The following is an 18492-nucleotide window of genomic DNA, read 5'->3' as shown; positions in this document are numbered from 1 at the left end:
CATGAGCACGAACCTCGCGGCCGTCGGCTCGCTCGGCTCCATGGGCGGCCTGTTCTCCACCACCGTCCTGTACGCGATGGGTAGCGGCGTCGCCGTCGGCGGCGGACTCGCCCTCCTTGTCGTCGCCGTACGCGGACTGCCCGCCAAGCCCGACCACGAGAAGCAGAAGGCAGCCGAGCGGGCGAGTGAACTCATCCGTTTCGCCGGGCGGCGCGGCTCGCTCGCCGCCATCGTCGGCCTGGTCGTCCTGGTCCTCACCCGCTGGGCCGTCGCGGGCCTCGCGGCCGGTGTCCTCGTCTTCTTCTGGGACCGCCTGTTCGGCGGAGCCGGTGAGGAGCGGGCCGCCATGCGCCGCGTGGAGGCCCTCGCCTCCTGGACGGAGTCCCTGCGCGACACCATCGCCGGCGCCGTCGGCCTGGAACAGGCCATTCCGGCCTCCGCCCGCGCCGCGGCCCCCGTCCTGCGACCCCACCTCGACGCCCTCGTCGACCGGCTGCGCGCCCGCACCCCGCTGCCCGAGGCGCTCCAGCAGCTCGCCGACGAGATCGACGACGCCTCCGCCGACATCATCGTCGCGGCCCTCATCCTCAACGCCCGGCTGCGCGGCCCGGGCCTGCGCCAAGTCCTGGGCGCCCTGGCCAAGTCGGCCCGCGAGGAGGTCGACATGCGCCAGCGGGTCATGGCCCAGCGCGCGTCGACCCGCAGGTCCGTGCAGATCGTCGTGGCGGTCTCCGTCGCGTTCGTCCTCGGCCTGTCGATCTTCAACCGCGACTTCGTGGCGCCGTACGGAACGGCCGTCGGCCAGCTCGTCCTGGCCTGCGTCTGCGGCCTGTTCGCGCTCGGCTTCTGGTGGCTGCGCAAGCTGTCCACCATCGAGACGCCCGAGCGCTTCCTCGTCCGCGACGAGGCCGACGTCCAGTTCGTCCGTCCGGGGACGCCGTCGCACGGAGCAGCGCAGTCCCCGCAGCGGCTGCCGCAGGAAGAGGGGGTTCGCTGATGGACCTCACGATGCCGCTCGTCGTCGGCGCCGTCCTCGGTCTGGGTCTCTACGCCCTCGTCCGCGCCCTCATGCCGGGCAAACGCAGCGCGATCTCACAGGTCGCGCGGATCGACGCGATGCGGGCCCGCGGCTCGGCCTACGAGGCGGCCCGCGTCGAGCGGGAGAAGGGGCGCCTGGGCGGACTGCGGGCCGAAGTGGGCCTGCGCGTCTCGGAGTTCTACCTCCAGCAGGGCTGGGAGCAGCGCTCGCTGCGCGCGGACCTCGCGGTGCTGGACCGCAGCTGGGAGAAGTTCCTGGCCACGAAGGTGCTGCTGGGCGTGGCCGGCCTGTTCTTCGGCCCGTTCCTGTTCGCCATCGTCTACACGCTGGGCGTCGGCAGGAGCCCGATCATCCCGGTCTGGCTGGCGCTGCTCTTCGCGACGGTCTTCTTCTTCCTGCCCGACCTGGAGGTACGGCGGGACGCGGCCGAGAAGCGGCGCGACCTGCGGCGTGTGATCGGCGCGTACCTCGACCTGGTGTCGATGAGCCTGGCCGGCGGACGCGGCCTGCCCGAGGCCCTGATGGCGGCGGCCGAGGTCTCCGACGGCTGGGCCAACCAGCGCATCCGCAACGCCCTGTCCGACGCCCGCATCACCGGTGTCAGCCAGTGGCAGGCGCTCGGCGCGCTCGGCGAGGAGATCGGCGTCGAGGAACTGAAGGACCTCTCCGCCTCCCTGGCCCTGGTCGCGGACGACGGTGCCAAGGTCCGCGAGTCCCTCGCCTCCCGCGCCGAGACCATGCGGCACCGCGAGCTCGCCGAGATCGAGGGCAGCGCGGGCGAGAAGTCCCAGTCGATGCTCGTGGCGCAGCTGCTGCTGTGCGCCGGGTTCCTGGTGTTCCTCATCTTTCCGGCGGCGATGCGGGTGTTCCAGGTGCAGTGAGCCGTGCGTGAGCCTTGCGGCGACCTTCGCCACCACAGAACCTCCGTGAACCGATTTCGAAAGGACAAGACGTCATGAACGGACGCACCTTCCACACCGGCATCCCCGCCGTGGACTTCCTCGTCACCTTCCTCCGGGCCCGCACCGAACGTGCCCGCTCCGGCGAGCTGGACCGCGGTGCCTCCGCGGTCGAGTGGGTCATCATCTCCGCGGTGGTCGTGGCGATCGTCGGTGTCGTGGCCGCCATCATCAACGCCGCGCTGAGCGAGGGCGCCAACAAGGTCGGCGACTGCATCAAGGGTGCGGACGCGGGCAAGACCTGCTGACCGTCTCAAGGGCAACGGGGTTCACGGGGATGCCGGCAGACGTCAGCAGACGGGCACGCCGCTGGGTGCGGGCCGCACGGAAACGGGCGGCCACCCGCGGCGACTCGGGCATGACCGCGATCGAGTTCGTGCTGCTCACCCCGGTCCTCTTCTTCATGATCTTCGCGACCGTGCAGTTCGCCCTGTACTTCTTCGCGGACCATGTCGCCCAGGCGGCGGCCCAGGCCGGAGCCCGCGAGGCCCGCGCCACGGCCGACGAACGGCCGGGCGCCTGGCGGGGCGAGGCGCGGGACGTCGTGGACAGCTACATCCGGCAGTTGGGCCCGCAGTTGGTCCTCTCCCCGGACGTGACGATGGTGCAGCCGGAGCAGAACACGGTGGGCGTGGAGATCGAGGCGAGGGTACCGACGGTGTTTCCGGGGCTGGACCTGACGGTGCACGCGCAGTCGGTGGGACCGGTGGAGCGGTTCGTGCCGGAAGAGGGGAACTGACATGCGCGTCCCCTCGGTTCGGGAGGGCCGCCGGTTCACGGACGACAGCGGCCTGTCCACCGTCGAGGTCGTGATCCTCGCACCGGTGATGATCCTGTTCATCCTGGTCCTGGTGGCGTTCGGCCAGCTCGTGGACGGTCGTGGAGCGCTCGACGGCGCGGCCCGGGACGCGGCCCGCGCCGGGTCGATCCAGAAGGACCACGCGACGGCCATGGCCGAGGCGAAGAAGGCCGCCGAGGCGAACCTGGCGGACGTCTGCTCGGGCCCGGTGTCCGTCACGCAGACCAGCCAGGGCTTCGAACCGGACACCATCTTCACGGTCGAGGTGAGCTGCCAGGTGCGGGGCCTCGCCATGCTCGGCCTCGACGTCCCGACGACCCTGTCGTCGAGCTTCAGCTCCCCGCTCGATCCGTTCCGGAGGTCGGCGTGAGACACCTGCGACCGTACGGGCGGGCGCGTTGGGCGGCCCGCCGCGCACAGTGGGACGACCGAGGCTCGGGCGCCGGCGCGGTCATCATCTTCACGCTCGTCTTCCTCTCCCTCTCGGCGTTCGTCATCGACGGCGGCCTGTCCATCTCCAAACGGGAACGCGCCGCCGACATCGCCGAACAGGCGGCCCGCTACGCCGCGCAGGACATCGACCGCGACGCCCTCTACGAGAACGAGGGCGGTCCCGCCCCCATCAACTTCGAGAACTGCGACGCCCGCGTGAAGGCTTTCGCGCGCGAGATGGGAATGACGGGCGCGGACATCGGAGCGACCCACTGCGTGGCGGCGAACGCCGAGCAGGTCGAGGTCGAGGTCCAGCTCACGTACTCCCCGGTCTTCACGGGCATGTTCTACGGCGGCGACGTGGTGGTCCACGGCCAGGCGGTGGCGCAGAACGAGGTCGGCTGAGCCGATCCGGAACATTCGGCGAATCCGCACACCGTTCATCGCGAGGTCATGGCGGTACCGGGCGGAAACCGAGCCCGGCCCCTTTTCCGCGCCGCGGGCCGCATTCGTGTATCGCGAAGTGGCAGAGGGCGTGAAGGTCGCGAGGTCCTCGGTGACCGAACGGTCACACCCATGAAGGCGCTCCCCGAAATCCGGCACCCGCGCATCACCACTGACTGGCCGTGCCTTCTTCCGACGTGTTTGAGTCGGTCGCGCTCGAGCACGTCGAATTCTTGAATGAAGGGAACCGCCTCCCATGGCCTTCACCCCGCAGATCCAGACCGCCCAGATGTCCGACGCCGAGCTGGACACCATCGCCGGCGGGCAGGCGGGTGGCACCACCGCGGGTGCCGGTGCCGCGGCCGGTCTCTACGTCGAGACCACGGCCGCCGGCCTCACCGCCGGGGTGGGCGGCGGCCTGGGCCTCGCCGTCTCGCCCCAGGGCGTCGCGGCGGACCTGCACCTCAACGCGGTCGCCGCTTCCTGACGAACGCATGGGAAAAGGCCCCGGATCTCCCGACCCGGGGCCTTTTCGCGTCCCTCGGACAGCGGTCTACTTCCCGCCGCTGTCCCCCTTGCCGCCTTTCCCGCCGCCCCGCTTGTCCTCGGTCTTCACGGCGTCGTTCACCTTCTTGGCGAGTTCGTCGTCCAGCTTCTTGAACTCGCGCACCACGGCATCGGACTGCTCGCGAGTGCGTCCAACTGCTGCGTGATGTCCTCACGTCCGTCCTCCCAGTTGGATTCGAAATCGCCGAGCGCGTCATTGACGCTGCCGTCGCCGATGTCGTCCCTGTAGGACTCGAACAGCTTCTTGGTGTGATTCAGACGGGTCTTGATGGACCGCAGCCGGCGCCCGTAGCTCTCCAACTCGGTCAGCGGAAGCGCGAGGTCGCTCTTGCCCTTGCCCATGTGGATCCCCCCAGCAGGTCGGATGGTCAGACGAAGCGGAATGTACTCGTCACAGCGCCGAAGATGTCGTGGAACGCCTCGGCCGGATCCAGCACGGGGCTCGCCCCCTGGAGGAACACGACTCGATTGCCGTCGTGGCGGAGAGGGAGATCGTCAGAGCCGTCGCGGCGAGGGTGGCCAGGGCCCGCTTGTGCCGGTACATCAGGAGCAACCGGCCCTGCCGGAGTTGGTGGGCACGGTCTGCCACACGCCCTGCTCGCTCTTCTGCATCGTGACGACGTAGGCCACGTGGGGGTCGGCCCCGGGGCGGTTCCCACCACCTCGCTCGTCTCGCGGTTCCTGGTCTGCGCCTTGCTCTCGTCCGTGGCAGTGTCCGAGCCGGGCCTTGGTGTTCCGCACGAAGAGGGTGGCCTGGGGATCGAAGACAGGAAGCTCGCCGATGACGGTGACGTTCTTGTCCGTGTAGGACTTGATCCACTCACGGTCCGCGGCGAGGCCGGCCTTCGTGTCGTAGAAGACGAGGGCCTCACCGCCGTCGGGCTCGTCCGCGATGATCGCCGAGTAGCCGGCGCGGAGCTGTTCCCTGCCGTCGTTGAGCACGGCCTGTTCGTCCGGGTCGCCGCTCGTCCAGTTCCCGAAGGTCAACCGGAAGCTGCTCGGAAGGGTGATATCGGGGCGCTTGACGCCGGGCGGCGTCGATGCGGAGGCCGAAGCGGACGGACTCGACCCCGCACCCTCCCCCTTGGTGCCGTCCGACTACCCGTCGTCGCCCCCACCGCACGCGGTGAGCAGAAGTGCCGCAGTCGCGACGAACGGGCGGCGGTGGTCAGAGCGCGGCGGGCCACGGCTTCTCCCCCGAAGTTCGGTGGGTGCGACAGAGAACGAAGCCATCAGCGGCTCGTGGTGGCCCTCCCATGGCCTTGAGTGGGTGTGTGGGGAAAGTGAGGAGCCTGCGCGGCAGTTGCGAAGGGAGGAGATCCCGGTGGGCAGCCTGGAAGCAGGCGCCAGGCTGCTACGGGGCAAACCGGACGTCAGCGGAGTTCCATCCGTCCGCCCTTCGACGCCCTCCATAAGAGTCCATAAGATCTCTGTAGGCTCAGCACACCCCCACCTCACAGCTCGGGCTCACCACACTCCACACACGACCCCAGGACACCCGCCATGCCGCGACGCCGCACCTCAAGCTCGTCAAGCTCGACGGGAAGTACGACGGGAAGCTCGACGGGAAGCACGACGGGAACGACGGGAACCACGGCCGCTCCACGGAACCGGACTCCACAGCCGGTGAGGATGCGGCGGAGGTCGTTCGGGGACTTCGTCAAGGCGTTCTTCGCCTTCGTCGCCCTGGCCGTGCTGCTCGTCGGTGTGCCGGGCGCGCTGGCCACGCAGATCGGGTGGCCGCTGCCGAGCGGGGTGCCCAGCTTCGACTGGCTCCAGCAAGAGATCACCGTCCATACCTTCCTGAACATCCTCACCGTCCTCGTGTGGCTGGCGTGGGCGCAGTTCACGGCGTGTGTGCTCGTGGAGATGAAGGCCGCTCTGTCGGGTGTCGGCGTGCCGGGACGGGTGCCCGGTGCCGGGCCGAGTCAGCTGCTCGCGCGGCAGCTCGTCGCCGCGCTGCTGCTCGTCGGCGCCACCGCCGCCAGCTTCACGCCCGGGCTGTCGCAGCTCGGGCAGGGCTACGACGCCGGCCAGAAGCCGACCGTCGCGGCCGCCCAGGCCACCCCCGGGCTCTTCGCCCAGCAGCAGGACCAGGCGTCCGGTGCCGCCGCGGCCCTCGCCGAGCAGGCCTCGCACGCCGCCGCCCACGCCGACGCCGGTGGCGGCACCGCCCGGCAGGGCGACACGAAGTACTACCGGATCCAGCCGCCCGAGGGGCGTCACCACGACTCCCTCTGGGAGATAGCCCAACGGCACCTGGGCGACGGGCGTCGCTACAAGGAGATCTTCGAGCTCAACAAGGACCGCGTGCAGCCGGACGGGTCCAAGCTGTCCGAGGCCAGTCTCATCCGGCCCGGCTGGATCATGGAGATGCCGGGCGACGCCCGCGGCGGTGAGCTCGTCGAGATGCCCGACGAGGCGCCCAACGTGTCGCCGGAGGTCCGGCAGCAGATCTCCGACTACGCGCAGACCGGGGATCACGCCCAGGGTGGAGGCGGCGCCCGGGGCGGAAGCGACCAGGCGCGGGGAGGCGGCACCGCCCAGGTGTCCGTCCCCGAGCAGCAGCGGCCCGCCCACGACGCGGGGCACCGGCAGGCGACGGCCGTCGGCGCCGAGTCCGACCGTTCCTTCGGCCTTCCCGAAGCCCTCCTCACCGCGCCCCTCCTCGCCGCCGGACTCCTCGGCGCCCTGGGCCGGCGGCGTCGGCAGGCGCTGTGGCAGTCGGCGTTCGGGGCCGTCGGCGGCCGACGCGGCATGGAGCCGCCCACGCCGAGCGGGGACGCGCTGGACGTACAGGACGCGCTCCTGGTCGGCGCCGACCCCGAGGGCGTGCGGCTGCTCGACCGGTCCCTGCGCGGTCTCGCCGCCTCCCTCGCCGAGGAGTCGCGGGCGCTGCCGGTCGTGTACGCGGCCTGGCTCAGCAACGGTGACCTGCACCTCCAACTCGCCCAGCCCGCGGGGAAGCCCCCCGCCCCCTGGCAGCAGGGGCAGGACCAGACCTTCTGGATGCTGGCCCGGACCGACGCCGAGCGCTACGAGGACGTCGACACGGCCGCGCCCTACCCGGGCCTGGTCAGCCTCGGCACCATGGACGACTCGCGGCTGTTGCTCAACCTGGAGGCCGTGCCCGGCATCGTGTCGCTGAGCGGCCGGGAGGCCGACCGGGCCGCCGTCTTCGCGTCCGTGGCCGCCGAGTTGGCCACCAACGGCTGGTCCGACCGCATGACCATCACGCTCGTCGGCTTCGGGGAGGACCTCACCCCGCTCGCCCCCAGCCGGATCCGGCACCTCGAGGACATCGAGGCGCTCGTCGAGACCATGGAGGCCGAGACGCGGCAGCGGCGCGGAGCGCTGGGCGCCGCCGGGCACGACTCCGTCCTCACCGGGCGCACCGGGCCCGCCCAGCACACCCGTTGGGCCCCGCACCTCGTCCTGCTCGCCGCCCAGCCGTCCGCCGAGGACGCCGTCAAGCTCGCCGAACTCGCCGCCGACGCGAGCCGGCTCGGCATCGGCTACCTCGTCGGCACCGAGACCGGTGATCTGCCGGGCGCCGCCTGGGAGATGGAGATCACCGGCCAGGGCAAGCTGCTCGCGCCCCTCCTCGGCCTCGAACTGGACGCCCAGTTGCTGCCGGCCGCCCAGCAGCGGGCGGTGGTCGAGCTGTTCGTCGAGGCCGACCCGGAGCGCGACCCCGACAGGCCGGCGACCACCCCGCCGTTCCTCGTCGACATCAGCGAGCAGGGCCGGCCGGCCGTGTACGCCCGGCTCGTCGGGCCGTACGAGATCATCGGCCTGGACAACCCGGACGGGGAGCGCAGCGCGCTGCTGCACGAGGCGCTCGCCCTGCTGCTCCTGCACCGCGAGGGCGTGCACCCGCGCGTACTGTCCTCCGCGCTGTGGCCGCGCGGTGTCACCGACGACGTGCGCGACGCGCTGCTGGACCGGCTGCGCGAGTGGCTCGGCACCGACCCCGACGGCACGCCCCGCCTCGGCACCGACCGTTCCGGCCGGCTCACGCTCGCCAAGACGGTCGTCTCCGACCTGGACGTGCTGCGGTCGCTGTACCACGAGGCCACACAGGGCAAGGGCGTCGGCAGCCGGGCCGTGCGCGGGCGGCTGCTCACGGACGCGCTGGTCCTGGTGCGCGGGCCGCTGCTCGCCGACCGGCCCGAGGGCCGCTACCGGTGGCTCACCCACGAGATCGTCGACGCCCAACTGCCGCTGCTCGTCGCGGACACCGGGCTCGCGCTGTGCGAGTTCCACATGGAGAAGAACCGCGCCGAGAAGGCCATCGAGGCGCTCGGCGCGGCCCTGCGCACCGCCCCGGCCGACGAGCGCCTGTGGCACGAGCTGCTGCGCGCCACCCACGCCACGGGCGACACGGACCGGCTGACCGCCCTCGCCACCGACCTCATCGGCCGCAGCGGGGCCCGCGGGCTGCCACCGCGCACCGAGGCGCTGCTCGACGAACTGCTGCCGGCCTGGCGCGACGCGATCGCCACCGCGGGATGAGCACCGGGCTGCTGGCCGTCGCCGCCGCGCTGTGGGGCGCGGCGGCGGGGGCGCTGCTGCCGCGCGCGGCCTACCGGTTCTCGGCGCCCTCGGGGGAGGCATGGCGGCGGGAGTGCCCCGACGGGCACACCGTCAGGGGCTGGCTGGGGCGGGCGGCGTGCCCGGAGTGCGCGACGAGCGGATACGGCCCCCGTACGACCCCCCTGGTGATCGCCACCGCCCTCGTCTGCGCCGCTCTCGCCGCCGCGACCGGCACCCGCCCCGAGCTCGGGGTCTGGCTGCTGCTCGCCCCGGTCGGCGTGCTGCTCACGGTCGTCGACTTCCGCGTACGGCGCCTGCCCGACCCGCTCACCCTGCCCTTCGCCGGCGCCGCACTCGCCCTGCTCGGCCTCACCGCCCTCGTCCCCGAAAACGCGGGCGTCTGGACGACCTCCCTGCTCGGCTCCCTCGCCCTGGGCGGCGGCTACTTCGTCCTGTTCCTCATCAACCCCGCGGGCATGGGCTTCGGCGACGTCAAACTCGCCCTCGGCGCGGGCGCCGCCCTCGGCTGGTACGGCTGGCCGACGGTCATGCTGGGCACCTTCGCCGGCTTTCTCCTGGGCGCGCTGTACGGCGCGGCCCTGGTGATCACCCGGCGGGCCACCCGCAAGACGGCCATCCCGTTCGGCCCGTTCCTGATCGCGGGAGCGTTCCTGGGCCTTCTCGTGGGCGCGTACACAGCCTGACGACGCCGCCCGGCGCGCGTGGGGAGCAGCCGGCGATCAGCCGGTCGTCAGTCGTCGGCGATGCCGCCGGGGACGCGGTAGGCGACCTACACCCCGTACGCGGCGAGGAACACCGAGGAACCGCGCCGAGCAGGGCGACGGCGGTCATAAGTCCCCTGCAACCGGCCCTGTAAGGATGCTGATCATGACCTCCCCGTACCCCACCGGCCCGACCCCGTACCCCACCGGCCCCACGCCGTACCCCGCCGCCCCGGTCCCCGACCCCGGCGGCCACCCCTACCACCGGATGGACCGCACCACAGGCCGTCACCGCTGGTGGCGGCCGTTGGTCGGCACGCTGCTGCTGGTCTGCGGCTACTCCGTGCTGGTGGTCGTGCTGCTCGTCGCCTCCTACGCGCTCGGGGCGATGGCCGGATTGCCGGAACTGCCGGACGGGGGCGCCGACTTGGGGCCGCTCGGGAACACCGCGACGGATCTGGTGGCCATCGCGATAGCCCTGCCCCTGGTGCTGCTGGCCGTGCTGTGGCCGGCGAGACGGCCGGTCGGCACCGTCTCGTCGGTGACCGGGCGGCTGCGGTTCGGCTGGCTCGGGTGGTGTCTGCTGGCCGGGCTGGTGCCCGTCCTGCTGCTCACGGTGACGGCCTTCCTCCTGCCGGACGACTCCGCCGGGGCCGGCGGGTCCGGCGGGTCCGACACATGGGTGGGCTGGCGCTCGTTCCTCGTGGCCCTGGCCGTGCTGGCGGCCCTTGTCCCGTTGCAGGCCGCGGCCGAGGAGTACGTCTTCCGCGGCTGGCTGACCCAGGCGGTCGGCGCCTTCGTGCGCTCGCCGTGGATCGTGGTGATCCCACAGGCCGCGCTGTTCGCCGCGGCGCACGGCTGGGGCACCCGATGGGGGTTCCTCGGTCTGCTGGTGAACGGCCTGGTGGCGGGACTGCTCACGATCCGCACCGGCGGACTGGAAGCGGCCATCGCCCTGCACGTCCTGAACAACCTGCTGGCCTTCGGCGCCTCCGCCGCGGTCGTCGGCGGACTGTCCTCGGACGAGACCGCGGCCGACGCGCCCTGGTCGCTGGCCGCCGCCGCCATGGCCGCCGACCTGCTCTACGCCGCGATCGTGCTGTGGCTCGCCCGGCGTCGCAGGCCGCAGCGCCTCTCGACCCCGGCGCAGGCGCCCACCCCGTACCCGGAGTACCCCGGCCCCGCCCGCACGGCCTGACGTCCAGCCCTTGGAACCCCTGGCGTACGCTGGGCTGGTCCGTCCACAACCCTTACGAAAGGGACGCCCGGTGACCGAGAAGGCCGACCTTCAGCCCATCCTCGACCGTGCAGCCGCCGGTGGGCGGATCACCCCGGACGAAGCGCTCGTGCTGTACCGGGACGCCCCGCTGCACGCGCTGGGCGCCGCCGCCGACGCCGTACGCCGCCGCCGGTACGCCGGGACCGAGCACATCGCGACGTACATCATCGAACGCAACATCAACTACACGAACGTCTGCGTGACGGCGTGCCGGTTCTGCGCGTTCTACGCCGCTCCCAAGGACACCGCCAAGGGCTGGACGCGTGACCTGGACGACATCCTGCGCCGGTGCGCGGAGACCGTCGAGCTCGGCGGCACCCAGATCATGTTCCAGGGCGGGCACCACCCGGACTACGGTGTCGAGTACTACGAGAAGCACTTCGCGGCGATCAAGAAGGAATTCCCGCAGCTGGTCATCCACAGCCTGGGGGCGTCCGAGGTCGAGCACATGGCCCGGATCTCGAAGGTGTCCGTCGAGGAGGCGATCCGGCGTATTCACGCCGCCGGCCTGGACTCCTTCGCCGGTGCCGGTGCCGAGCTGCTGCCCGAGCGGCCCCGCAAGGCCATCGCCCCGCTGAAGGAGTCCGGCGAGCGCTGGCTGGAGATCATGGAGATCGCGCACCACCTGGGCGTGGAATCCACCTCCACCATGCTCATGGGCACCGGCGAGACCAACGCCGAGCGCATCGAGCACCTGCGGATGATCCGGGACGTCCAGGACCGCACGGGCGGCTTCCGCGCCTTCATCCCGTACACCTACCAGCCCGAGAACAACCACCTGAAGGGCCGCACCCAGGCGACGCTCTTCGAGTACCTGCGGATGATCGCCGTCGCGCGGCTGTTCATGGACAACATCGCCCACATCCAGGGCTCGTGGCTGACCACGGGCAAGGAGGTCGGGCAGCTCTCCCTGCACTACGGCGCGGACGACCTCGGCTCGATCATGCTGGAGGAGAACGTGGTGTCGTCGGCCGGTGCCAGGCACCGGTCCAACCGGATGGAGATCATCGATCTGATCCGGAAGGCGGGCCGTGTGCCCGCCCAGCGCGCGACCACGTACGAGCACCTCGTCGTCCACGACGACCCGGCGAACGACCCGGTCGACGACCGCGTGGTCTCGCACATCTCCTCCACGGCCATCGAAGGCGGCACGGCTCACCCCGAGCTGAAGCTGCTGGCCCCCAACTGACCCGACCGTGCTGACGATCCACGCCGCCCCGCTGGTCCTGCCGGCGGGCGGCGCACCGGGCGTGGACGGCGCCGTCGTGGACGGAGCCGTCGTGGTGGACGGCGACCGGATCATCGCCGTCGAGCCGTACGAGGACGCCGTCGACACCGCGCCGGGCGCGCGGGTGCGGCGCTGGCCGGGCGTGCTCACCCCGGGTCTGCGCCAGTGGCACCCGCTGTGGCTGCTGCGCCACTGCTACCACCCCGACCCGCGCGAAGCCGACGAGCTGGGCGAACAGCCCCTGTGGGGCGAGCGGTTGGCGGCCCTGGGCGACCTCACCGAGACCCGCTGGTCGGGCAGCGTGCGGCGCGGCGTGCAGCGGATGCTGCGCTACGGCACGACGGCGGTCGCCTCGCCCGGCGCCCGCTTCCGCGACCCGCTGGTGGCCACGGCCGTCGCCCGGTCCGGACTGACCGTCGTGGGGACCACGAAGGCGCCCGGCACACTGCTCGGGGAGCGGCCCGACCTCGACCCGTTCGCCGAGGGGTACGACCTCGCGGGCACCGTTCACGCCCCGATGGCCGTCGGCGGCCGGGCCGACCTGGCCGTGTTCGACGTACCCGACGAGACGGCCCTGCGGGAGCGCGGCGCGGTCACCTGTGTGGCGACCGTGCTGGCCGGCCGACTGGTGTACCGGTCCCGCTGACCCCGGGACGGATCAGCCCGCGAACGCTCCCGGCCCTTGTGTGATTCCGCTGCAACCGGTCGCCGCCCCGGCCGAGTAGCTGTCCGCGCACGGTGTCCGTGCTGCTGTGCTGCTGTGCGGCTGGGTGGAGGACGTGGCGGCACGGAAGAAGCCGCGGCTCCTGCCCGCAGGGGGTGCTGCAAGAATGGGCCCGTGACCCGCGCATCCCTGGACAAGCAGCCGCACGAAGTCGCCTCGATGTTCGACGACGTGGCGGAACGGTACGACCTGACCAACGACGTGCTGTCCCTCGGCCAGGACCGGCGATGGCGCAAGGAGGTCGCCAAGGCGGTCGACGCGCGCCCGGCGCAGAAGATCCTCGACCTGGCGGCCGGTACGGGGACCTCCTCGCTGCCCTTCGCCCGCACCGGCGCCTACGTCGTCCCCTGCGACTTCTCGCAGGGCATGCTCCAGGTGGGCAAGCAGCGTCGGCCCTGGCTGCCGTACACCGCGGGTGACGCCACGCGGCTGCCGTTCAAGGACGGCACCTTCGACGCCGTCACCATCTCCTTCGGGCTGCGCAACGTGCAGGACACGGACGCCGCGCTGCGCGAGATGCTCCGGGTGACCCGGCCCGGCGGGCGGATCGTGATCTGCGAGTTCTCGCACCCGACGTGGACACCGTTCCGCACGGTCTACACCGAGTACCTGATGCGCGCCCTGCCGCCGGCCGCCCGGGCCGTGTCCTCCAACCCCGACGCCTACGTCTACCTCGCCGAGTCCATCCGCGCCTGGCCCGACCAGCCCGCCCTGGCCGAGCGGCTGGGCGGGGCCGGCTGGTCCCGGGTGGCCTGGCGCAACCTGAGCGGCGGAATCGTCGCCCTGCACCGGGGCTTCAAGCGGGGCTGATCGCTCCAGCGGGGCTGAGCACCGGGTACGGGTCGTCGCCCGACTCGTCCGGCTCCCGCTGGAGTCCGCCCCGGGGCGGGCGCGGCAGCCGCGGTTCGCGCACGCCCCCGCCGCCCTCGCCCGAGCCGAAGTCGAACCACACGTAGGCCATCGACTCCCGCGGTACCTCGGCTCCGGCCCGCGGGTACTGGCGTACGACGTGGTCGACGACGGCGAGGTGGAAGCCGGGCCGGTCCGGCGCGCCGAGGAGGAGACCCTGAGCCCGGGCCGTCTCCCGCGCGTCCACGGCCATCAGGCCGACCAGGCGCGGGACGCGCACGTCGGGTTCCTTGCGGGACATGTGCACGGATGCCACCCCCAGCGGTGCGGGAAGGGTAACTCCCGCCCCGCACCGGTCCGGAGGCGACAGGTGCCTTTCTGCGACAGTCGGCTACTGTGCGTCGACAGCCTGGAGGTCGAGTCGGTAGCAGTGCCCCGTCCGTCGCGCGGCCGGTGTCGTGAACGTCTCGGCGAGACGCATCCCCAGACGCCGGGTCACCGCGATCGACCGGCTGTTGCGGGCGTCGACCATCGCCACGACGCCCGGTACGCCGGTCACCCGCATCCGCTCCAGCGTCTGCCGCGCGGCCGCGGTGACGTAACCCTTGCCCCAGTGCTCCCGGGCAAGCCGCCAGCCGATCTCGATCTCGCCCGCCGGGCCCCAGGCCCGCTCCCACGGCTGGGCACCGGTGAACCCGATGACCTGCCCCGACTCGTCGAGCACCGTCCACAGGCAGAAGCCGAGTTCGGCGTCGTGCCGGCGCTGGCGGGCGGTGAGCTCCTCGTAGACCGAGAGCTCCGCGGCCCTGCCGCCCTGGAACTCCATGACGTCCGGGTCGTCGAAGATCCGGTGCCAGACGAACGCGTCCTCGTGAGTGGGGACGCGAAGCCGCACAGCGGGGAGAGCTCGATTCACGGAGGGCAGCCCTTCAGCCGGGTGATGAACGCCGCTGCATAGACTGCCCATGTCCAGTGCCGGTCGGCACGCAAGATTCCGAACTTGGGGAGATCCCGCCGTGACCGTCGTGACCGAGCCCCTCTCCGAGAACACCGCCGATGTGATCGTCGTGGGCGCGGGGCCGGCCGGCTCCACCACCGCCTACCACCTCGCCAAGGCGGGACTCGACGTCCTCCTGCTGGAGAAGACCGAGTTCCCACGCGAGAAGGTCTGCGGCGACGGCCTCACCCCGCGTGCCGTCAAGCAGCTCGTGGCGATGGGCATCGACATCTCGGAGGAGGCCGGCTGGCTGCGCAACAAGGGCCTGCGCATCATCGGCGGCGGGGTGCGGCTCCAGCTCGACTGGCCGGATCTCGCCTCCTTCCCCGACTACGGCCTCGTCCGCAAGCGCGACGACTTCGACGAGCAGCTCGCCCGGCAGGCCCAGAAGGCCGGCGCCCGGCTCTTCGAGCGCTGCAACGTGGGCGCGCCGATCGTCGACGACCGCACCGGCCGCATCACCGGTGTGCACGCCAAGCTCGGTGAGGAGAAGCGCGAGGTCACCTTCCAAGCACCCCTCGTCGTGGCCGCCGACGGCAACTCCACCCGGCTGTCCCTGGCGATGGGCCTGCACCGCCGCGAGGACCGCCCGATGGGGGTGGCGGTGCGCACGTACTTCACCAGCCCGCGCCACGAGGACGACTACCTGGAGTCCTGGCTGGAGCTGTGGGACCGCCGCGGCGCCGAGGACCGTCTCCTGCCCGGCTACGGCTGGATCTTCGGCATGGGCGACGGCACCTCGAACGTCGGCCTGGGCGTCCTCAACACCTCCGACTCCTTCAAGGAACTGGACTGGCGCGAGGTCCTGAAGGCCTGGTGCGCGTCCATGCCGGAGGACTGGGGCTACACCCCCGACCACATGACCGGTCCGATCCGCGGCGCCGCGCTGCCCATGGCCTTCAACCGCCAGCCGCACTACACCAAGGGCCTGCTGCTCGTCGGCGACGCCGGCGGCCTCGTGAACCCCTTCAACGGCGAAGGCATCGCCTACGCCATGGAATCCGGCCAGATCGCCGCCGACGTCATCGTCCAGGCCCACGCCCGGCCGACCCCCGCGAGCCGTGAACTGGCCCTCCAGCGCTACCCGCGCGTCCTGAAGGACACCTACGGCGGCTACTACACGCTCGGCCGCGCCTTTGTGAAGCTCATCGGCAACCCGAAGGTCATGCAGATCGCGGCCCAGCGCGGGCTCACCCACCCGATGCTGATGAAGTTCACCCTGAAGCTCCTCGCGAACCTCACCGACCCGACCGGCGGCGACGCGATGGACCGCATCATCAACGGCCTGAGCAGGGTGGCCCCGAAGGCCTGAGCGAGCGGGCGCCCGTGTGGTGATGCCGGTGGCGTGAGCGGGTGGTCGGCTTGTGGTGCCGGTGGCGTGAGCGGGTTGCCGGTTCGTGGTGCCGGTGGCGTGAGCGGGTGGTCGGCTTGCGGTGCCGACGGCGTGAGCGGGCTGCCGGTTCGTGGTGCCGGTGGCGTGAGCGGGTGGTCGGCCTGCGGTGCCGACGGCTTGAGCGGGTTGCTGGTTCGCGACCGCTTGAGCGGGTTGCCGGTTCGCGGTGCCGGTGGCTTGAGCGGGTGGTCTGCCGGTGGCCCGAGCGCCTTGCCGGCTGCGCATGCCGTCGTCCTGCACATGCCGTCGTCCTGCACGGGTGTTCGGCTTGGCGGCCACCCGCTGCCGCCGGCCCGCACCATTTCGGGGCGTACGGGACTTACGGCCCGCCAGAGGAGCAACCCTCAACCATGTTGGGACAATTCGGGCGCAGGGTGCTCGAGTGAGGGAAGTGCACGGGCGGGCGGCGGTGCCGCATGGCCTCCAGAACGGCTCTGAGGGCCACTGAAGCGCCTCTGGGGGCAGGGTGGGGGTCGGGGAAGGCCGATGGTCCCGGACAGGCCGGGAGGGCCGTTGCCTCGAAGTGGCAGCGGCCCTCAAGCCCGTAGGTGCGGAAGGGTCAGACGGCGTGAGACGTCAGAGGACGCGCACCGCGCCCGACGCCGGGTAGCCCGACAGGTCCTGGATGACGACGCCCTTGGAGGGGTTGGCCGCGTCCAGGTACTGGCCGTTCCCGATGTAGACGCCCACGTGGTACGCGGAGCCCTTGCCGCCCCAGTACAGGATGTCGCCGACCTGGATGCTGGACAGCGGGACGTCCGTGCCAGCCATCGACTGGTCCTGCGAGACGCGCGGCAGGTCCACACCAACCTGCTTGTACGCGGCCTGCACGAGGGAGGAGCAGTCCCAGGCGTTGGGACCGGTGGCGCCCATGACGTAGGCGTCGCCCAGCTGGGCCTTGAGGAACGAGATGACCGTCGCGACGCTGCCGCTGGCGGGCGCCGACACGGACGTGGAGGTGGAGGTGGAGGCGGACGTGGAGGCCGAGGCGGACAGCGTGGCGCGCTCGGCGTTGCGCGTGGCGCGTTCGGCGGCGGCCTTGCGGGCTTCCTCGGCGGCCTTCTTCTTGGCCTCCGCCTTCTTCTTCGCCTCGGCGAGGTCCTTCTTGGCCTCCGCGGCGGCCTTGGCGGCGGCCGCGTCACGCTCGGCGCGCAGCTCGTAGTTCGCGGCGGCCTGCTGGGTGGCGGCCGCGGACTGGGCCACCTGAGCGGACAGGTCGGCCGTCAGGGTGGGCAGTTCGATGGTCTGCGTCACCGGCTCGGCGGCGCTCGCCGAAGCCGACGCACCTGCCGCCGCCATGCTGAGGACGCCACCGGTGACTCCGGCACGCACGGCGATCGAAGAGGTCGCGCTGCGGCGGGGTTTCCGGTGGCTGCGTATGTGAGCGGTGTGGGACATGGGAATAACCGGTACCAGGGGCTCCTTCATATCTTCAAGAAACGTGTGCTGCGCCACAGTTGTTCACCCGGACCCCCAAAAACCCCCGACGAGCTCCTTTATTGACGTCCTAACGGACATTGCGGGCGCGCCGTGACCAGCCTGTGATCACGGTGTTTGATCAATACGCCCGAATTGCCCCGGGCCTACCATCGGTGGGGTTGATTGGCCAAGCCCCGTTCTCATGGATCTCTCATCCATGTGACGGAGGTCACGGAACGGTTGCCCCGGCGGTCGCGTCCCGGCGCATGGATCACGACCGGGTCACGAGCTCGCGGAGATCGTGAACGCGCGCACACGTCCACACCCCGCCCCGCGCACCCCCTGACGTGTGAACGGGCCTCTACCAAGAGATCGACTCCCTCGCCAATTTGCATGCAAGGGAACCCTCTTGATATTGAGACGACCCCTCCGGCCTGCGATGACGTGCCAAAATGTCACCTCTCGTGATCACTCGGACGCTTCGCGTGTGAAGATCACCGCTCATCCGACTTCATGATCGATCGTCAGGTGGTGGAGATCACAAAGCTTGTGCAATACCCCGTGTCGCAGATCACAGAGGGTCGGGCATAAGATGCACGCGGTTGGGCTTGTGACCTGCTTCACATGTTCCCGATCTTCGCCGGGGCGGGCGAGGTTCGAGGGACAGGTGGGGCGGATGTGAGCCTGACGCAAACCGCCAGCAGTCAGTGCCGACTGAGAGGAGCGAGGAGCGGTGAACGCTTATGCGCCCATCCTCGTACTGGGAGCCCTCGGGGCAGGCTTTGCGATCTTCTCCGTGGTGATGGCCACGTTGATCGGGCCCAAGCGGTACAACCGCGCCAAGCTCGAGGCCTACGAGTGCGGTATCGAACCGACCCCCACGCCGGCCGGCGGCGGGCGCTTCCCCATCAAGTACTACCTGACGGCGATGCTCTTCATCATTTTCGATATCGAGATCGTCTTCCTCTACCCCTGGGCCGTCAGCTTCGACGCCCTGGGGATCTTCGGGCTCGTGGAGATGCTGCTCTTCGTGCTCACCGTCTTCGTCGCGTACGCGTACGTATGGCGGCGCGGCGGCCTGGAATGGGACTGAGGAGCCACACGT

19 protein-coding genes and 1 pseudogene are annotated in these 18492 nt (G+C 71.3%); 15 read left to right on the top strand and 5 right to left on the bottom strand.

Features of this window, described 5'->3' with window-relative positions; all coding sequences use genetic code 11:
• Window position 1 precedes the first annotated feature (1 nt).
• From ABTX62_RS15050 to ABTX62_RS15020, 7 genes are all read left to right on the top strand, one after another.
• A complete protein-coding gene (locus ABTX62_RS15050; RefSeq protein ID WP_502997953.1) occupies window positions 2-997 on the top strand; it encodes a type II secretion system F family protein in 996 nt (331 codons plus the stop codon).
• Window positions 997-1920: a type II secretion system F family protein gene (locus ABTX62_RS15045; protein WP_352116565.1), complete on the top strand. Its 924-nt coding sequence runs from the start codon at window positions 997-999 to the stop codon at window positions 1918-1920. The genes ABTX62_RS15050 and ABTX62_RS15045 overlap by 1 nt, the downstream gene beginning before the upstream one ends.
• Before the next feature lie 74 nt (window positions 1921-1994).
• The gene (locus tag ABTX62_RS15040) at window positions 1995-2246 is read left to right on the top strand and encodes a hypothetical protein (RefSeq protein WP_283973369.1); all 252 of its coding nucleotides are present in this window, start codon (window positions 1995-1997) and stop codon (window positions 2244-2246) included.
• Between the two features lie 29 nt (window positions 2247-2275).
• On the top strand, window positions 2276-2737 hold the full coding sequence (locus ABTX62_RS15035) for a TadE family protein (RefSeq protein ID WP_352116564.1): 462 nt from the start codon (window positions 2276-2278) through the stop codon (window positions 2735-2737).
• Between the two features lies 1 nt (window position 2738).
• A complete protein-coding gene (locus ABTX62_RS15030) occupies window positions 2739-3167 on the top strand; it encodes a TadE/TadG family type IV pilus assembly protein (protein WP_352116563.1) in 429 nt (142 codons plus the stop codon).
• Window positions 3164-3634, top strand: a complete 471-nt coding sequence (locus tag ABTX62_RS15025; RefSeq protein ID WP_283973372.1) for a Tad domain-containing protein — start codon at window positions 3164-3166, stop codon at window positions 3632-3634. Before ABTX62_RS15030 ends, ABTX62_RS15025 begins: the two co-directional genes overlap by 4 nt.
• Before the next feature lie 295 nt (window positions 3635-3929).
• Window positions 3930-4160 carry a hypothetical protein gene (locus ABTX62_RS15020; RefSeq protein ID WP_352116562.1) on the top strand — a complete coding sequence of 77 codons (231 nt, stop codon included), beginning with the start codon at window positions 3930-3932 and terminating at the stop codon, window positions 4158-4160.
• 66 nt (window positions 4161-4226) lie between these two features.
• Here the strand turns inward: ABTX62_RS15020 and ABTX62_RS15015 are convergent.
• Both ABTX62_RS15015 and ABTX62_RS37910 read right to left on the bottom strand, forming a co-directional pair.
• Window positions 4227-4582: pseudogene (locus ABTX62_RS15015) on the bottom strand (hypothetical protein).
• Between the two features lie 49 nt (window positions 4583-4631).
• Entirely contained in the window at window positions 4632-5060 is a 429-nt protein-coding gene (locus ABTX62_RS37910) for a histidine phosphatase family protein (RefSeq protein ID WP_502997952.1), read from the bottom strand.
• A gap of 812 nt (window positions 5061-5872) precedes the next feature.
• Here ABTX62_RS37910 and ABTX62_RS15005 point away from each other — a divergent pair.
• From ABTX62_RS15005 to ABTX62_RS14980, 6 genes are all read left to right on the top strand, one after another.
• Window positions 5873-8755 carry an AfsR/SARP family transcriptional regulator gene (locus ABTX62_RS15005; RefSeq protein ID WP_352116560.1) on the top strand — a complete coding sequence of 961 codons (2883 nt, stop codon included), beginning with the start codon at window positions 5873-5875 and terminating at the stop codon, window positions 8753-8755.
• Window positions 8752-9480, top strand: coding sequence for a prepilin peptidase (locus ABTX62_RS15000; RefSeq protein WP_352116559.1), 729 nt, complete (start codon window positions 8752-8754; stop codon window positions 9478-9480). The genes ABTX62_RS15005 and ABTX62_RS15000 overlap by 4 nt, the downstream gene beginning before the upstream one ends.
• A gap of 184 nt (window positions 9481-9664) precedes the next feature.
• Window positions 9665-10696, top strand: a complete 1032-nt coding sequence (locus ABTX62_RS14995) for a CPBP family intramembrane glutamic endopeptidase (protein WP_352116558.1) — start codon at window positions 9665-9667, stop codon at window positions 10694-10696.
• A 70-nt stretch (window positions 10697-10766) separates the two neighbouring features.
• Window positions 10767-11966, top strand: a complete 1200-nt coding sequence (gene mqnC / locus ABTX62_RS14990; RefSeq protein ID WP_352116557.1) for a cyclic dehypoxanthinyl futalosine synthase — start codon at window positions 10767-10769, stop codon at window positions 11964-11966.
• A 7-nt stretch (window positions 11967-11973) separates the two neighbouring features.
• Complete coding sequence (locus tag ABTX62_RS14985) at window positions 11974-12651, top strand: amidohydrolase family protein (protein ID WP_352116556.1); 678 nt, start codon at window positions 11974-11976, stop codon at window positions 12649-12651.
• A gap of 192 nt (window positions 12652-12843) precedes the next feature.
• A complete protein-coding gene (locus ABTX62_RS14980) occupies window positions 12844-13539 on the top strand; it encodes a demethylmenaquinone methyltransferase (protein WP_352116555.1) in 696 nt (231 codons plus the stop codon).
• On the opposite strand, the gene ABTX62_RS14975 is transcribed toward ABTX62_RS14980, so the two are convergent.
• Both ABTX62_RS14975 and ABTX62_RS14970 read right to left on the bottom strand, forming a co-directional pair.
• A complete protein-coding gene (locus ABTX62_RS14975; protein ID WP_352116554.1) occupies window positions 13526-13879 on the bottom strand; it encodes a PASTA domain-containing protein in 354 nt (117 codons plus the stop codon). The genes ABTX62_RS14980 and ABTX62_RS14975 overlap by 14 nt on opposite strands.
• 90 nt (window positions 13880-13969) lie before the next feature.
• Window positions 13970-14494: a GNAT family N-acetyltransferase gene (locus tag ABTX62_RS14970; RefSeq protein WP_352116553.1), complete on the bottom strand. Its 525-nt coding sequence runs from the start codon at window positions 14492-14494 to the stop codon at window positions 13970-13972.
• Between the two features lie 100 nt (window positions 14495-14594).
• Between ABTX62_RS14970 and ABTX62_RS14965 the strand changes: the two genes are divergently transcribed.
• The gene (locus tag ABTX62_RS14965) at window positions 14595-15887 is read left to right on the top strand and encodes a geranylgeranyl reductase family protein (RefSeq protein WP_352116552.1); all 1293 of its coding nucleotides are present in this window, start codon (window positions 14595-14597) and stop codon (window positions 15885-15887) included.
• Window positions 15888-16544: 657 nt separating this feature from the next.
• Here ABTX62_RS14965 and ABTX62_RS14960 read toward each other — a convergent pair.
• The gene (locus ABTX62_RS14960; protein ID WP_352116551.1) at window positions 16545-17396 is read right to left on the bottom strand and encodes a C40 family peptidase; all 852 of its coding nucleotides are present in this window, start codon (window positions 17394-17396) and stop codon (window positions 16545-16547) included.
• Window positions 17397-18120: 724 nt separating this feature from the next.
• Between ABTX62_RS14960 and ABTX62_RS14955 the strand changes: the two genes are divergently transcribed.
• Complete coding sequence (locus ABTX62_RS14955; protein WP_019755222.1) at window positions 18121-18480, top strand: NADH-quinone oxidoreductase subunit A; 360 nt, start codon at window positions 18121-18123, stop codon at window positions 18478-18480.
• The last annotated feature ends 12 nt before the right edge of the window (window positions 18481-18492 follow it).

Origin of the sequence: Streptomyces sp. NPDC096046 (assembly GCF_040303285.1) — a bacterium.
In the GTDB taxonomy this organism is placed as follows: Bacteria; Actinomycetota; Actinomycetes; order Streptomycetales; family Streptomycetaceae; genus Streptomyces.
Note: the sequence above shows the minus strand (reverse complement) of the source record. Positions and strands in the feature narration are given on the sequence as shown.

Coding starts and splice junctions, on each gene's coding strand:
- ABTX62_RS15045 (WP_352116565.1), top strand. CDS start 997: ATGGACCTCACGATGCCGCTCGTCGTCGGCGCCGTCCTCGGTCTGGGT.
- ABTX62_RS14975 (WP_352116554.1), bottom strand. CDS start 13,879: ATGTCCCGCAAGGAACCCGACGTGCGCGTCCCGCGCCTGGTCGGCCTG.
- ABTX62_RS15035 (WP_352116564.1), top strand. CDS start 2,276: ATGCCGGCAGACGTCAGCAGACGGGCACGCCGCTGGGTGCGGGCCGCA.
- ABTX62_RS15000 (WP_352116559.1), top strand. CDS start 8,752: ATGAGCACCGGGCTGCTGGCCGTCGCCGCCGCGCTGTGGGGCGCGGCG.
- ABTX62_RS15020 (WP_352116562.1), top strand. CDS start 3,930: ATGGCCTTCACCCCGCAGATCCAGACCGCCCAGATGTCCGACGCCGAG.
- ABTX62_RS14995 (WP_352116558.1), top strand. CDS start 9,665: ATGACCTCCCCGTACCCCACCGGCCCGACCCCGTACCCCACCGGCCCC.
- ABTX62_RS15030 (WP_352116563.1), top strand. CDS start 2,739: ATGCGCGTCCCCTCGGTTCGGGAGGGCCGCCGGTTCACGGACGACAGC.
- ABTX62_RS15005 (WP_352116560.1), top strand. CDS start 5,873: ATGCGGCGGAGGTCGTTCGGGGACTTCGTCAAGGCGTTCTTCGCCTTC.
- ABTX62_RS15050 (WP_502997953.1), top strand. CDS start 2: ATGAGCACGAACCTCGCGGCCGTCGGCTCGCTCGGCTCCATGGGCGGC.
- ABTX62_RS15040 (WP_283973369.1), top strand. CDS start 1,995: ATGAACGGACGCACCTTCCACACCGGCATCCCCGCCGTGGACTTCCTC.
- ABTX62_RS14960 (WP_352116551.1), bottom strand. CDS start 17,396: ATGAAGGAGCCCCTGGTACCGGTTATTCCCATGTCCCACACCGCTCAC.